The following is a 15,475-nucleotide window of genomic DNA, read 5'->3' as shown; positions in this document are numbered from 1 at the left end:
GGGCCTGTGCAGCACAGCAGATAAAAAGCAAGGCGATGCTTGCCAACAAACGGTGCGGCATATCCCGTAGGCTCTGTCATTAAAAATGGCACAATTCTACTAGGCCGTCATTGCCTCCAACATGAATGATTTTCATGCAAAAGCCGCAGCACCACCAAAACCGTTCCGGTTTGCTATCATCCCGTCCTTTAAAGTATCGACCTTCTCAAGGTAGCCCCCATGTCTGACCGCAGCGCCCGCCATCAAGCCTTTCTCACTGCTCTGAAACAGAGGATTCTGATCCTCGATGGCGGCATGGGCACCATGATTCAGAGCTACAGGCTTGAAGAGCACGATTATCGGGGCAAGCGTTTCGCCGATTGGCCAAGCGATGTCAAGGGCAACAACGACCTGTTGATCCTGACCCGGCCTGACGTGATCGGCGCCATTGAGAAGGCTTATCTGGATGCCGGTGCCGACATTCTCGAAACCAATACCTTCAACGCCACTCAGGTCTCCCAGGCCGACTATGGCATGGAGTCGATCGTCTACGAGCTGAACCTGGAAGGCGCGCGCCTGGCACGCAAGGTCGCAGACGCCAAAACCCTTGAAACGCCGGACAAGCCGCGCTTCGTGGCGGGCGTGCTGGGCCCTACCAGCCGCACCTGCTCGCTGTCGCCGGACGTCAACAACCCTGGCTATCGCAACGTCACGTTCGACGAGTTGGTCGAGAACTACAGCGAAGCCACCAAGGGGCTGATCGAGGGCGGTGCCGACCTGATCCTGATCGAAACCATTTTCGACACACTTAACGCCAAGGCGGCGATCTTTGCCGTGCAGGGCGTGTTCGAAGAAGTGGGTTTTGAACTGCCGATCATGATTTCCGGGACCATCACCGACGCTTCGGGACGTACCCTGTCGGGACAGACCACAGAAGCCTTCTGGAATTCGATCAGCCACGCCAAACCGATCTCGGTCGGTCTGAACTGCGCGCTGGGTGCCAGCGAGCTGCGCCCTTACCTGCAAGAGCTGGCCAACAAGGCCAACACCCATGTATCTGCGCACCCCAACGCCGGTCTGCCCAACGCCTTTGGCGAATACGACGAACTGCCGAGCCAGACGGCGAAGATCATCGAAGAGTTCGCCCAGAGCGGTTTCCTGAACATTGTCGGCGGCTGCTGCGGCACCACCCCGGCGCACATCAAGGCGATTGCCGAGGCAGTCTCGGGCTACGCGCCACGCGAAATTCCGGACATTCCAAAGGCCTGCCGTCTGTCGGGCCTTGAGCCTTTCACCATCGATCGCCAGTCGCTGTTCGTCAACGTCGGCGAGCGTACCAACATCACCGGCTCTGCCCGCTTCGCCCGCCTGATCCGTGAAGACAATTACACCGAAGCGCTGGAGGTCGCCCTGCAGCAGGTCGAGGCCGGTGCCCAGGTGATCGACATCAACATGGACGAAGGGATGCTCGACTCGAAGAAGGCCATGGTGACCTTCCTCAACCTGATCGCAGGCGAGCCGGACATTTCCCGCGTACCGATCATGATCGACTCGTCCAAGTGGGAAGTGATCGAGGCCGGCCTCAAATGCATCCAGGGCAAGGGCATCGTCAACTCCATCAGCATGAAGGAAGGCGTCGAGCAGTTCATTCATCACGCCCGCCTGTGCAAGCGCTATGGTGCAGCCGTGGTGGTCATGGCCTTCGATGAACAGGGGCAGGCCGACACCGAGGCGCGCAAGAAGGAAATCTGCAAGCGCTCCTACGACATTCTGGTCAACGAAGTGGGCTTCCCGCCGGAAGACATTATCTTCGACCCGAACATCTTCGCCATCGCTACCGGTATTGAAGAGCACAACAACTATGCCGTGGACTTCATCAACGCCTGCGCCTACATCCGTGACGAGCTGCCGTATGCGTTGACCTCGGGTGGCGTGTCCAACGTGTCGTTCTCGTTCCGCGGCAACAACCCGGTGCGCGAGGCGATTCACTCGGTGTTCCTGCTGCATGCGATCCGCAACGGCCTGAGCATGGGCATCGTCAACGCCGGCCAGCTGGAAATCTACGACCAGATCCCTGCTGAACTGCGTGACTGCGTCGAAGACGTGGTGCTCAACCGTAACGCCGAAGGCACCGACGCACTGCTGGCAATTGCCGACAAGTTCAAGGGTGATGGCAGCGTCAAGGAAGCGGAAACCGAGGAATGGCGCAGCTGGCCGGTCAATCAACGGCTGGAGCATGCGCTGGTCAAGGGCATCACCACTCATATCGTGCAGGACACCGAAGAGTCGCGGTTGGCATTCACCCGCCCCATCGAAGTGATTGAAGGCCCATTGATGGCGGGCATGAACGTGGTCGGTGACCTGTTTGGCGCAGGCAAGATGTTCCTGCCTCAGGTGGTGAAGTCCGCACGGGTCATGAAACAGGCAGTTGCGCACCTGATCCCGTTCATCGAGCTGGAAAAAGGCGACAAGCCCGAAGCCAAGGGCAAGATCCTCATGGCCACGGTCAAGGGCGACGTCCATGACATTGGCAAGAACATCGTCGGCGTGGTGCTGGGCTGTAACGGTTACGACATCGTCGATCTCGGGGTGATGGTGCCTGCCGAGAAAATCCTTCAGGTGGCGCGCGACGAAAAGTGCGACATCATTGGTCTGTCAGGCCTGATCACGCCGTCGCTGGACGAAATGGTCCATGTTGCCCGGGAAATGCAGCGTCAGGACTTCCATCTGCCCTTGATGATCGGTGGCGCGACCACCTCCAAAGCCCACACTGCGGTCAAGATCGAGCCTAAATACAGCAATGATGCAGTCATCTACGTCACCGACGCTTCACGTGCGGTGGGCGTGGCGACCCAGTTACTGTCGAAAGAACTGAAACCGGCCTTCATCGAAAAGACCCGCCTGGAATACGTCGAAGTACGTGAGCGTACCTCGGCACGCAGTGCGCGCACCGAGCGTTTGAGCTATGGCGCGGCGGTGGCGAAGAAGCCGCAGTTCGACTGGGAAAACTATACCCCTGCCCAACCGACCTTCACCGGCACCCGGGTTCTGCAGGATATCGACCTGAACGTGCTGGCCGAATACATCGACTGGACACCGTTCTTCATCTCCTGGGATCTGGCCGGTAAATACCCGCGCATCCTGACCGACGAAGTGGTCGGTGAAGCGGCCACCGCGCTGTATGCGGACGCCACCCAGATGCTGCGCAAGCTGATCGACGAGAAACTGATCAGCGCCCGTGCAGTATTCGGCTTCTGGCCAGCCAATCAGGTCAACGATGATGATCTGGAAGTCTATGGCGACGACGGCAAGCCGCTGGCGAAGCTGCATCACCTGCGCCAACAGACCATAAAGCCTGACGGCAAGCCGAATTTCTCGCTGGCCGACTTCGTCGCGCCGAAAGACAGTGGCCTGACCGACTACATCGGTGGCTTCATCACCACAGCCGGCATTGGTGCCGAAGAAGTTGCCAAGGCGTATCAGGACAAGGGCGACGACTACAACTCGATCATGGTCAAGGCGCTCGCCGACCGTCTGGCCGAGGCCTGTGCCGAATGGCTGCACCAGCAGGTGCGCAAGGAATACTGGGGTTACGCGAAAGACGAGGCGCTGGACAACGAGGCGTTGATCAAGGAGCAATACATGGGCATTCGTCCGGCTCCCGGCTACCCGGCCTGCCCGGATCACACCGAAAAAGGCACCCTGTTCGCCCTGCTCGATCCACTGCCGGAAGGCACACCCGAACATACGCCCGGCAAAAGCGGCGTGTTCCTGACCGAGCACTACGCAATGTTCCCGGCTGCGGCCGTCAGCGGCTGGTATTTTGCCCATCCTCAGGCGCAGTACTTTGCGGTAGGCAAGGTGGATAAGGATCAGGTCGAAAGCTACACCGCCCGCAAAGGCCAGGACCTGAGCGTCACCGAGCGCTGGCTGGCACCGAACCTGGGTTATGACGAGTAAGCACTGACCCGGCTACTTGCCGCCTGGGCGATCAGGCGGCAACATGTTTTTCAGGGAAAACGGTGAGTCCTCGCCAAAAGCCCCCACGTTGAATGCCTGAATATCAAGCCGGTAGCGCTCCTCACGGGTTGCGTTCAGAAAGCGCTGCGTGTCCTGCGGCTCGACCAGGTGCAGTACATCGATAGTGCGCGCGCCGACCTGTTGCCGGGCTTGCCGCTGGGCAGTGTCATAGCGGTGCAACAGGATGATTGCCCATCCGCCAAGGGTGAAATGCCCGGTAGCAACCACGCTCAGGTTGCCATTGAGCTGGGCCTGCAATGAAAGCGAGGTGCCATTAATGGCACTGAACAACACATCTTCACCCGGTTTACCGCCTTTTTCCCGCAATGCATCCATCGCACCGAACGCCATTTGCTCATTGGCAGCCCATACCAGGCGTGTCTGCGGGTAGCGTTTGAACAACACGCGCGCCTGCTCGAGTGCGCGATCCCGACGCCATCCTCCCAGCGCAATTTGCCGCAAATGCACCTCCGGGTGCTCTGACAAGGCGCGCAGCATGCCTTTTTCACGCAACAGGGACACAGGCGTGGTGTTGGTGCCCGAGAACGCGAGCATTTCAACCTCCTGCCCGTCCATGACCGGGTGCGCAAGGCTGATAAGCCTTTTCGCCGTCAGGTAACCACCCTGCTCGTCGTTGCCGACCAGGCTGCCAATGAAATCCGGATAGCGCGACGGCAGATCACCCAGAATACGAATCTGATCCGCCGTCAGTGTATTGTTGACGGCGAACAGCTTGACCCCGCTGCCTGTAGACATACGCAGGATTTCAGGGGCGACATTCAACTCATTGGAAAACATCAGGTAGTCCGGACGCACATACCCTTGCAGCGTATCGCGCGCCATGGCCAGCAACTTGCGGGTGTCGCGATCGGTATAGAGAATTTTGAGTGACATACCGGTGGTATCGGCGGCCGTCTGCATCACCCGGGCATGGCTCTGCCAATAGCCATCGGTTTCTGTACCGGGACTCAGAAATACCACCGAGGCGGCACATGCGGATCCGGCCCACCAAAGGCCGAATAGCATTAGCCAGCCAACAAATAGCGCCTTCATATCAACGAACCTTGAGGTAGCAGGAATTTATCGCTACACGCGAGTTATCGGCTGCTACAGCAAGGTTCTGGAGACTCCGGCAAATTCTTTGTTCAGCCTGTCACTGGCTGCTGGCCCAGAACATCGCGGCGCCCACGGCCAGTACGACAATGAATAGAATGGCCCAGGTGTCCACGGATCTGCCCGGCTTGGTTACTTTCGGGTGCTTGCTCATCGCATCGCCTCTTGTCGGTCTTATGGGTGATTGCATATGAAAGGAAGGGTTACGACACTCATTCGGCATCGGTCAATTCACAGTTAAGTCGAGTCTTGCCCACACGGCAAGCAGGGATATGACCGAACGCCTTTTTGCTTATCGCTTTTAGTGATTTGCATATATATAAACATCACTTTTATCGATATCTGCAAACTGCTATCGTCGCCTTCGCTCCCGACGGAGTGCGCGGCCGTGCGCGCAGAATTGACCAGATGAAGCAGGCTACCGCAAGTGACGGGCGTGTGCCCGGACTGACGCAACTGCCCTGCTTCATGACGAAGCCTGAGAACAGGACCTATATGTACGTATACGACGATTACGATCAGAAGATCATCGAGGACCGCGTCAAGCAGTTCCGGGATCAGACCCGACGCTACCTTGCCGGGGAACTGAGCGAAGAAGAGTTTCGACCGTTGCGCCTGCAAAACGGTCTTTATGTGCAGCGCTTTGCGCCGATGTTGCGTGTGGCGGTTCCATACGGCCAGCTGACCTCGCGTCAGGCGCGCATGATGGCCAAAATTGCCCGTGACTACGACAAGGGCTACGCGCACATCAGTACTCGCCAGAACGTACAGTTCAACTGGCCTGCGCTTGAAGATGTACCGGATATTCTCGCTGAACTGGCGACCGTGCAGATGCACGCGATCCAGACCAGCGGCAACTGCCTGCGCAACGTGACCACCGACCAGTTTGCCGGTGTTGCTGCAGACGAGCTGGTGGACCCACGCCCATGGTGCGAAATCGTCCGTCAGTGGACCACGTTCCACCCGGAGTTTGCCTACCTGCCGCGCAAGTTCAAGATCGCAATCAACGGTTCGACCAGTGATCGCGCCGCCATCGAAGTACATGACATCGGTCTTGAACCGTTGCGCAACGAAGCCGGCGAGCTGGGCTTTCGTGTCCTGGTGGGTGGCGGCCTTGGCCGTACGCCGGTTGTAGGTGCCTTCATCAACGAGTTCCTGCCGTGGCAGGACCTGCTGAGTTACCTCGACGCCATTCTGCGGGTCTACAACCGTTATGGCCGTCGCGATAACAAGTACAAGGCGCGGATCAAGATTCTGGTCAAGGCACTGACGCCTGAGGTGTTCGCCGCCAAGGTCGACGCCGAAATGGCGCACTTGCGTGGTGGCCAGACCACCCTGACCGAAGCCGAAGTGCAGCGCGTTTCCCGGCACTTCGTCGACCCGCAATACAAGGCTCTCAGCGACCAGCACGCCGAACTGGCAGCACTGGACGCTCAACACCCAGGTTTCGCTCGCTGGCGTCAACGCAATGTGCTGGCCCACAAAAAGCCTGGCTACATTGCTGTGACCCTGTCGCTCAAGCCCACCGGCGTTGCGCCGGGCGACGTGACCGACAAGCAGCTGGACGCCATCGCCGATCTGGCTGATCGCTACAGCTTTGGTCAACTGCGCACTTCCCACGAGCAGAACATCATCCTGGCCGACGTCGAGCAGGCCGAGCTGTTCACCCTGTGGAACGAGCTGCGCGACAATGGTTTTGCCACACCGAACATTGGTCTTCTGACCGACATCATCTGCTGCCCTGGCGGTGATTTCTGCTCGCTGGCCAACGCCAAGTCGATTCCGATTGCAGAATCCATCCAGCGCCGCTTCGACGATCTGGACTACCTGTTCGATATCGGCGAGCTGGACCTGAATATTTCCGGCTGCATGAATGCTTGCGGCCACCACCACGTCGGCCATATCGGCGTGCTGGGCGTGGACAAGAAAGGTGAAGAGTTTTATCAGGTCTCACTCGGCGGCAGTGCCAGCCGTGATGCGAGCCTCGGCAAGATCCTCGGCCCTTCCTTTGCCCAGGAGGCGATGCCGGACGTGATCGAGAAGCTGATCGACGTCTACGTTGAAAAACGTACCGAAGACGAGCGCTTTATCGACACCTACCAACGTATTGGCATTGACCCTTTCAAGGAGCGCGTCTATGCAGCGAATCATTAAGAACAACGAAGTCATTGATGAAACCTGGCACTTGCTGCCGAAGGAAACCACCTTTGACAGCCTGTCGAACTGCGACGACCTGATCGTGCCATTGGCACTGTGGCGCGAACACGCGCATGCATTGAAGGCACGCGATGGCGGTTTGGGCGTATGGCTGGACAGTGATGAAGAAGCCGAAGAGATTGGCGCAGATGTGGACCAGTTTCAGGTCATCGCCCTGAACTTTCCGGCTTTCACTGACGGTCGTAGCTTCTCGAACGCCCGCCTGTTGCGTGATCGCTTTGGCTACAAGGGCGAATTGCGTGCCATCGGCGACGTGTTGCGCGATCAGTTGTTCTACATGCGCCGCTGTGGCTTCGACGCCTTTGCAGTGCGTGCCGACAAGGACCCGTACGAGGCGCTGGAAGGCCTCAAGGACTTTTCGGTGACCTATCAGGCTGCAACCGACGAGCCGCTACCGCTGTTCCGGCGCCGCTGATTCAGGCGACCTGCTCCATCGTCCCTTCGCTCACTTGAGATGACTATCGTGCCTGCGCTCCGCGTAGGCATGCAGTTCGTGGTTCTGTGGTGTCAGGTGATTGGCGTTCGGCTCAGATTATCGTTCCCACGCCCCGAGTGGTAATGTCTTTCGTGACGCTCTGCGTCACATGGTCGTCCTGCGAGATCAGGCACCCTGTCACTAACGTCGCACTCTGCGTCGCCAGTGCCATCGTGATAAAAAGCGCTTTGGTTTATGTGCCGTGATTACGGGCAAGGCATGACGTTGCGCGGCAGCCCAATTGTGACGCAGAGCGTCACGAGACAGCGTGACGACGCGGAGCGTCGCACGATAGTTGAGGTTATCGCTCGCACCGGAGCATTGGCGCAAGTCGTTACCCCCTTAAACAATGCCTACCAGAACCGCTGCTGAGTCAAACGTCCCCACCACTTTGTGGCCAGTTGATCCGCCGAGGTGGCTGCAGCCATGCCCATGCGCTCTTGCAGGCTCTTGCGTTGCACGTAGTGCAGGTGGAACACGTCTGCATCCTTGGCGCGCTCGGCCAGGTACTCGTCGCTGGTCTTGAGTTCGTCGACCAGCAGTTTGTCGACCGCTGCCATGCCCAGCCATACCTCACCCGTCGCCACTTCGTCGATGGACAACTGCGGGCGGTAGCTGGAAACGAAGTTCTTGAACAGGTCGTGGGTGATGTCCAGGTCCTGCTGGAATTTCTCGCGACCCTTCTCGGTGTTTTCGCCAAACACCGTCAGGGTGCGTTTGTATTCGCCTGCGGTCAGCACTTCAAAATCGATGTCGTGCTTCTTCAGCAAGCGATTGACGTTCGGCAACTGCGCCACGACGCCGATGGACCCGAGGATGGCGAAGGGTGCGCTGATGATCTTGTTGCCGATGCAGGCCATCATGTACCCGCCACTGGCCGCAACCTTGTCGATGCATACGGTCAGTGGAATACCGGCCTGCCGAATGCGTGCCAGTTGCGAGGACGCCAGACCATAGCTGTGCACCATGCCGCCACCGCTTTCCAGACGCAGGACCACTTCGTCCTTGTCGGTGGCCAGCGTCAGCAGAGCGGTAATTTCATGACGCATGCTTTCAGTAGCCGAGGCCTTGATGTCACCGTCGAAATCCAGCACATAGACGCGGGATTTTGGCTCGGCCTGCTTTTTTTCTTTTTTCAGGGCCTTGCCCTGCTCCTTGCGCAGCGTCTTGAGGCGCTCTTTGTCGAGCAAGGATTGCTCGAGCCGCTCACGCAGGCCTTTATAGAAATCATTGAGCCGGGTGACCTGCAGTTGCCCGGCCGTTTTGCGACGCCCCTTGCCACGCATGGACGCAATGGCAACCAGCACCACCACGATGGCGATCACCAGCGTCACGGTTTTGGCCAGAAAACTTGCGTAATCGACAACGAAATCCACGAATATCCCTCATTTGCGTCAGGCCCTTACCAATCAAGGGCCGCAATAAATGCAGCATACCGACGCCCCGTGCGACGCACCAGCTATCGAGCCGTTACAAACCATTAAAACGATGATTTCAAACGAGCGTATGTTTTTTCATTGACAGTCGCCCGGCATCCCTCATAACCTCGACCCACCTTCAACGTACCGAGACAACACGGACGTGGGCAGCATCTATCTGATACGACATGGCCAGGCCTCATTTGGTGCAGACAATTACGACGTCCTGTCGCCCATGGGCATTCGTCAGTCACAAGTGCTGGGGGCTCACCTCGCGCAGTCGGGCATGACCTTTGACCGGTGTGTATCCGGTGAGCTCCTGCGCCAGAAAGACACGGCACAGCATGTGCTGGGCCAGTACACAGAAGCAGGTATTGAAACGCCTCCCGTACAGCTCGACAGCGCCTTCGATGAATTCGACGCTGAAGGCGTGATCAGGGCGCTGATACCGGCGATGCTTGTCGATGAACCGCAAGCACTGGATATTCTGCGCGACGTCGCTGGCAACCCCGCAGGGTTTCATCGGTTGTTCAACCTGATTACCGAACGCTGGCTGAGTGGCGAGCACGACACACCGGGGCTGCAAAGCTGGCAAGGTTTCGTAGACCGCGTCAAGGCAGGCCTGGACAGAATTCTTCAGGACGCAGGTCCGCATGAGCGTATTGCCGTGTTCACCTCCGGAGGCACCATTACTGCCCTGCTCCACCTCGTTACCGGAATGCCTGCAGCAAAGGCACTGGAGCTGCACTGGCATATCGTCAACACTTCGCTGCATCAGCTCAAATTCAAAGGCAACGACGTTACCCTGGCTTCCTTCAACGGTTACACACACTTGCAACTGCTGAAGACGCCGGCGCTCATTACCTATCGCTGAGCCCGGCCAATCGCGTCCTTGCGGACGCAAGTACTCACCACAAAAGGATCAAGACATGACCTCAGTAGCAGACGCCGTACAAACCATGAAGAACAAGTTCAACCCGGCTGCTGCTGCCGGTCTGGACCTGGTCTTCGGTTTCCATATTACCGACGAAGACAAGCACTACGCCCTGATCGTCAAGGACAGCACCTGCGAATTGCAGGAAGGCGAAAACCCGGACGCCAACGTGACCCTGGTCATGGACAGCGAAACCCTCAAGGGCATTGTCAGCGGCGAGACCGATGGCATGCAGGCATTCATGGGCGGCAAGCTGCGCGCCGAAGGCGACATGATGCTGGCCATGAAGCTCAGCGAACTGTTCCCGGTTTAAACACCTGACGCTTTGCAAGCTGCACCCAAAAAACCGAAGCCCCGCCGGCTTCGGTTTTTTTGTCTGTGCCGCTCTGTACAAAGCAGCAATCAGAGCCGCTGATTGCCCGGCAACACGCTAGTCTATAACGCTGCCGCGAGCTTGCTCGTGGTTCAGACGATCATTAGATTAGTCAATAGTTTGAGCTGACCATAATAAACACAAGGTATACGTATGGCACTGACTGACCAGTTCACCGGGATTCGCAGCGGCGAAGAACTGGACTCCTCCCTGATAGATCCGTACCTGAAGGCGCATCTGACGGATCTGCATGGCACCCCGGCGATCAGTCAGTTCCCCGGAGGCGCATCGAACCTGACCTACCTGATTCAGTACCCAGAGCGCGAGTTGGTGCTGCGGCGCCCGCCGTTCGGACACAAGGCGCGATCGGCACATGACATGGGTCGTGAGTACCGCATTCTCAATCAGCTCAGGAATGCCTTCCCCTATTGCCCGCAAGCGTACCTGCACTGCACGGATGAGTCGGTGATCGGCTCGGAGTTTTACGTGATGCAGCGCGTCAAGGGGATCATCCTGCGCTCTGACCTGCCGCCCGAATTGGCGCTGGATGCACGACAGACTGAAGACCTGTGCAAGAGCTTCATCAACAAACTGGTGGACTTGCACCGCGTTGATTACCAAGCGTGCGGCCTGGGTGATCTGGGCAAACCCCAGGGTTACGTGCAACGGCAGATTTCGGGCTGGTCGGAGCGTTATGAAAAAGCGCGAACCCCGGACGCCCCGGCATGGGAGCAGGTCCAGGCTTGGCTGGCAGACAAAATGCCCGCCGACTCGCCCACCTCCAGCATCGTGCATAACGACTACCGCTTCGACAATGTGATCCTCGATCCGGATAACCCGATGAACATCATCGGCGTGCTGGACTGGGAACTGACCACGCTCGGTGATCCGCTGATGGACCTGGGCAATACCCTCGCCTACTGGGTCCAGGCTGACGACCCGCTGCCGGTTCAGTTGACACGTCGCCAGCCGAGCAATGCCCCCGGCATGCTGACGCGCCAGGCGTTCGTCGACTATTACGCCGAACGTTCGGGCATCCGTATCGACAATTTCGACTTCTACTACACCTACGGCCTGTTTCGTCTGGCCGGTATCGTGCAACAGATTTACTACCGTTTTTTCCATGGACAGACTCAGGACAAACGCTTTGCCCGGTTCATTGACATGAACAGGCTACTGGAGCAGATGAGCCTGAATGTAATCACCAAATCCAGCCTTTGACCGCCAACGCCAAGACAAGGAAACGACATGTCCAGAACCCAGCTTTTCGACCTTGATGGCAAGGTTGCTTTTGTTTCAGGTGCGAGCCGGGGAATCGGTGAAGCCATTGCCAGGCTGCTCGCTCAACAGGGCGCGCACGTTGTTGTGTCGAGCCGCAAGCTCGACGGGTGTCAGGCGGTTGCCGACGCCATCATCAGCGAGGGCGGCAAGGCCACAGCCATTGCCTGCCATATTGGCGAGATGGAGCAGATAACCAGCGTTTTCGCCCAGATTCGCGAGCAATTCGGGCGCCTGGATATACTGGTCAACAACGCAGCCACCAACCCGCAGTTCTGCAATGTGCTGGACACCGACCTCAGCGCGTTTCAAAAGACCATCGACGTTAACATTCGCGGCTATTTCTTCATGTCGGTGGAAGCCGGCAAGCTGATGCGCGAAGGCGGCGGTGGCAGCATTATCAATGTTGCATCCATCAATGCGGTGTCGCCGGGTGCCTATCAAGGTGTCTATTCAATGACCAAAGCGGCGGTGGTCAACATGACCAAGGTGTTCGCCAAGGAATGCGCCGAGTTCGGAATTCGCTGCAACGCTTTGCTGCCGGGTCTCACAGATACGCGATTTGCATCGGCGCTGGTCAAGAACGATGCGATTCTCAATATGGCCCTGGCACAGATTCCGCTGAAACGCGTCGCAGCGCCCAGCGAAATGGCTGGCGCGGTCTTGTATCTGGCGAGCGCAGCGTCCAGTTACACCACCGGCGTTGCGCTTAATGTCGACGGCGGATTTTTATCCTGATGTCTGGAACTGAATGCCACGCTGAAAAATGAATTAATTTTCCATATTTTATATTTATGGAATATATTTTCCGCATAACAACAATCCTCTCTGGAGAATGTCATGCGGGAAAACCCTTCTACGTCGCTGGCGCAACTGGGCATCGGGCTGATCGGCACCGGTTTCATGGGCCGTGCCCACGCCCTGGCCTTCGGCAATGCCAATGCCGCCCTTGATCTGCCGGCACGCATTCGGCTGACCGCCCTGGCGGATGCGGACAGCGTCAGGGCCGAGCAGTGCGCTAGCGCCTGGGGCTTCGATCACAGCCACGCTGACTGGCAGAACCTGATCAGTGATCCGCAGGTGCAGATCGTGGCGATCACAACGCCCAATCACCTGCATTTCCCCATGGCCATGGCCGCCATCGCCGCAGGCAAGGCAGTGTATTGCGAAAAACCGCTGGCGGTGAGCCTCGCCCAAGCCGACGACATGCGCCGTAGCGCCAAGGCCGCCGGGGTTGTTACTCAGGTTGGCTACAACTACCAGCACAACCCTATGATCGGCCTTGCCAGGGAAATGATCGACGCGGGCGAACTGGGCGATATCGTCAGTTTTCAGGGTGAGTTCTGCGAGGACTTCATGGGCAACCCGTCGTCCCCTTGGTCGTGGCGTTGCGAAGCGGCGCATGCGGGCGGCGCGCTGGCTGATCTGGGCAGCCACTTGCTGGCGATGGCTCGCCATTTGCTGGGCGATGTCGAAGCGGTCTGCGCTGACTCCAGCACCGTACACCGCCAACGCCCTGCGAGTAACGAAAGCCAGGAAATGCGCAGCATCGCAGTGGATGACCAGACCCACGCACTGCTGCGTTTTGCCAATGGTGCGCGCGGAACCTTCAGTAGCAGTTGGCTGAAACACGGCTACAAAAACCACCTGAGTTTCGAAATCAGCGGCACCAAGGGCACACTGGCATTCGATCAGGAACGCCTTAACGAACTGCGCATTTACCGCACTGGCGCAGCTGGGCGCGATGGTTTTCAACGTCTTCTGGCAGGCCCTGCGCAACCCGGTTACGCGGCATTCTGCCCGGCACCGGGCCATCAGCTGGGTTACAACGAACTCAAGGCACTTGAGGTACAGGCACTCATTCTTGCGGTATGCGGCAAGGGCAGCCGTGGTCCGGACTTCGAAGAAGCCTGGCAGATCGAGCGTCTGGCGACTGCCATTCGCCTCGCCGCCGCCGAGCAGCGCTGGGTCGCGCTCAGCGATATCTGACTTCCTGCAACGCTTGGCAAGGGGGTAGAATGGGCCACATTCAGGCAGCCATTCTGCCCCCTCCCGCCTCCCCTATAAGCACGCTTGCCACCATGCCTTTTGAACTCAGCGTCGACCTGACCACCCTCGCCATTCTTGCTGTCGTTGCGTTCATCGCGGGTTTTATAGACGCCATCGCCGGTGGTGGCGGACTGCTTACTACACCCGCCCTGATGACAGCCGGTCTGCCACCGCATCTGGTGCTGGGCACCAACAAGCTCAGTTCGACGTTCGGTTCGGCAACCGCCAGTTTCACGTTCTATCGCCGCAAACTGTTTCACCCCAGACAGTGGATACACGCAGTGGTCGGCACTGCGGTGGGTGCTGCAGCCGGCGCGATCATTGCTCATTACCTGCCAGCCGAATGGCTGAACCAGATGTTGCCGGTCATTGTGTTCGGTTGCGGGCTGTACTTGCTGTTTGGCGGCACGCCCAAGGCACCACTGGATAGCAATGCTCCGATCAAAAAGAAATGGCAACTGCCACAAGGGCTGGGGCTGGGCTTCTATGACGGTGTTGCCGGGCCCGGTACCGGCGCCTTCTGGACGGTCAGCACACTGCTGCTCTACCCGGTGGATCTGGTCAAGGCCAGCGGCGTGGCACGCAGCATGAATTTCGTCAGCAATGCCGTGGCGCTTTCGGTATTCATATTTTCTGGCCAGGTGGACTACATCATCGGCCTGAGCATGGGCCTTGCGGTAATGCTGGGTGCCTACTTCGGCGCAGGCACTGCAATCAAGGGCGGTGCCAAATTCATCCGCCCTGTGTTCATCACCGTGGTATTGGGCCTGACCGTGCGCCTAGCCTGGCAGCACTGGTTCGGGGGCGCCTGAGCGCTCGGCCAGATACGCCTCGATAAGATAGCGGGCGATAGAACGGTTGGCCGGTAACGGCGGCAAGTCATCAACATGAAACCAGCGTGCGTCCTCGATTTCTTCCGCCTGGGGCACTATGTCGCCGCTATCATATTCGGCATGGAAGCCAAGCATCATCGAGTGCGGAAACGGCCAGCACTGGCTGCCCATGTATTTCAGGTTCTTGATGCGCACCTGCACTTCTTCCATCACTTCGCGGTGCACGCAGTCTTCGGCAGACTCGCCCGGCTCTACAAACCCTGCCAGCGCGCTGTACATGCCGGTGACAAACCGTGGTGAGCGGGCCAGCAGTATTTCATCGCCCCGCGTGACCAGCACGATCATGCTCGGGGAAATACGCGGGTACAGACGCAGGTTGTCGTGCTCGCAGAACATCGCCCGCTCTCCACGGATCTGCACCGTCGCACGACCGCAGGCTCCGCAAAAGCGATGTTCTCTGGCCCACGTACTGACTTGCGCGGCGTAGCCGAGCATCTGGAAGACCGCAAAATCGCCTTCCAGCATGAACTGACGCAAGCCTTGCCACGAACAGCCCTCGACCGCAACCGAGCGCTCAAGCACCAGCAGGTAGACAGACTCACCCTCAAAATAGCCGATGCCGTGCTCGCTCTGCACTGGCAAATCCAGCCCCGCCAGCCAGCCTCTGGGGAACATTGCCCCATTGGTATCCAGCAAAAAACCCTGATCACTCTGGACCACAGCCAAACCTCCATCGGCCTCGACATCCAGAACTGCAGTTGTCCAACGCTCCGGGTGCGCCATGGA

The 15,475-nt window shown here is 58.4% G+C and carries 12 protein-coding genes; 9 read left to right on the top strand and 3 right to left on the bottom strand.

The window, feature by feature from the left end; all coding sequences use genetic code 11:
* Nucleotides 1–219 precede the first annotated feature (219 nt).
* The gene (gene metH / locus RYA97_RS03430; RefSeq protein WP_016982331.1) at nt 220–3,939 is read left to right on the top strand and encodes a methionine synthase; all 3,720 of its coding nucleotides are present in this window, start codon (nt 220–222) and stop codon (nt 3,937–3,939) included.
* A gap of 12 nt (nt 3,940–3,951) precedes the next feature.
* Here the strand turns inward: metH and RYA97_RS03425 are convergent, their stop codons facing one another.
* Nucleotides 3,952–5,052: an ABC transporter substrate-binding protein gene (locus RYA97_RS03425; RefSeq protein WP_005777561.1), complete on the bottom strand. Its 1,101-nt coding sequence runs from the start codon at nt 5,050–5,052 to the stop codon at nt 3,952–3,954.
* Between the two features lie 555 nt (nt 5,053–5,607).
* Here RYA97_RS03425 and RYA97_RS03420 point away from each other — a divergent pair.
* Together RYA97_RS03420 and RYA97_RS03415 are read left to right on the top strand one after the other, a co-directional pair.
* Nucleotides 5,608–7,266 (top strand): nitrite/sulfite reductase, encoded by a 1,659-nt coding sequence (locus RYA97_RS03420; RefSeq protein ID WP_002553658.1) that lies wholly within the window; start codon nt 5,608–5,610, stop codon nt 7,264–7,266.
* Nucleotides 7,250–7,744, top strand: a complete 495-nt coding sequence (locus RYA97_RS03415; RefSeq protein WP_002553657.1) for a DUF934 domain-containing protein — start codon at nt 7,250–7,252, stop codon at nt 7,742–7,744. Before RYA97_RS03420 ends, RYA97_RS03415 begins: the two co-directional genes overlap by 17 nt.
* A gap of 413 nt (nt 7,745–8,157) precedes the next feature.
* On the opposite strand, the gene sohB is transcribed toward RYA97_RS03415, so the two are convergent.
* Nucleotides 8,158–9,180, bottom strand: coding sequence for a protease SohB (sohB, locus tag RYA97_RS03410; RefSeq protein ID WP_004667577.1), 1,023 nt, complete (start codon nt 9,178–9,180; stop codon nt 8,158–8,160).
* Nucleotides 9,181–9,385: 205 nt separating this feature from the next.
* Between sohB and RYA97_RS03405 the strand changes: the two genes are divergently transcribed.
* The 6 genes from RYA97_RS03405 (at nt 9,386) to RYA97_RS03380 (ending at nt 14,668) form a co-directional block, all read left to right on the top strand.
* The gene (locus RYA97_RS03405) at nt 9,386–10,096 is read left to right on the top strand and encodes a histidine phosphatase family protein (RefSeq protein ID WP_117139915.1); all 711 of its coding nucleotides are present in this window, start codon (nt 9,386–9,388) and stop codon (nt 10,094–10,096) included.
* A gap of 55 nt (nt 10,097–10,151) precedes the next feature.
* Nucleotides 10,152–10,469, top strand: coding sequence for an SCP2 sterol-binding domain-containing protein (locus RYA97_RS03400; RefSeq protein WP_002553652.1), 318 nt, complete (start codon nt 10,152–10,154; stop codon nt 10,467–10,469).
* A gap of 213 nt (nt 10,470–10,682) precedes the next feature.
* Nucleotides 10,683–11,750: a phosphotransferase family protein gene (locus RYA97_RS03395; protein ID WP_117139916.1), complete on the top strand. Its 1,068-nt coding sequence runs from the start codon at nt 10,683–10,685 to the stop codon at nt 11,748–11,750.
* Nucleotides 11,751–11,777: 27 nt separating this feature from the next.
* Entirely contained in the window at nt 11,778–12,545 is a 768-nt protein-coding gene (locus RYA97_RS03390; protein WP_005743582.1) for an SDR family oxidoreductase, read from the top strand.
* Nucleotides 12,546–12,647: 102 nt separating this feature from the next.
* A complete protein-coding gene (locus tag RYA97_RS03385) occupies nt 12,648–13,796 on the top strand; it encodes a Gfo/Idh/MocA family protein (protein ID WP_117139917.1) in 1,149 nt (382 codons plus the stop codon).
* A 92-nt stretch (nt 13,797–13,888) separates the two neighbouring features.
* Entirely contained in the window at nt 13,889–14,668 is a 780-nt protein-coding gene (locus RYA97_RS03380; RefSeq protein WP_057404017.1) for a TSUP family transporter, read from the top strand.
* On the opposite strand, the gene nudC is transcribed toward RYA97_RS03380, so the two are convergent.
* Nucleotides 14,636–15,472 (bottom strand): NAD(+) diphosphatase, encoded by an 837-nt coding sequence (nudC, locus tag RYA97_RS03375; protein WP_057403978.1) that lies wholly within the window; start codon nt 15,470–15,472, stop codon nt 14,636–14,638. The genes RYA97_RS03380 and nudC overlap by 33 nt on opposite strands.
* Between the last annotated feature and the right edge of the window lie 3 nt (nt 15,473–15,475).

Origin of the sequence: Pseudomonas syringae group sp. 26L6 (assembly GCF_032587815.1) — a bacterium.
Lineage (GTDB): Bacteria > Pseudomonadota > Gammaproteobacteria > Pseudomonadales > Pseudomonadaceae > Aquipseudomonas > Aquipseudomonas amygdali.
This window is presented reverse-complemented; position numbering and strand designations above follow the sequence as displayed.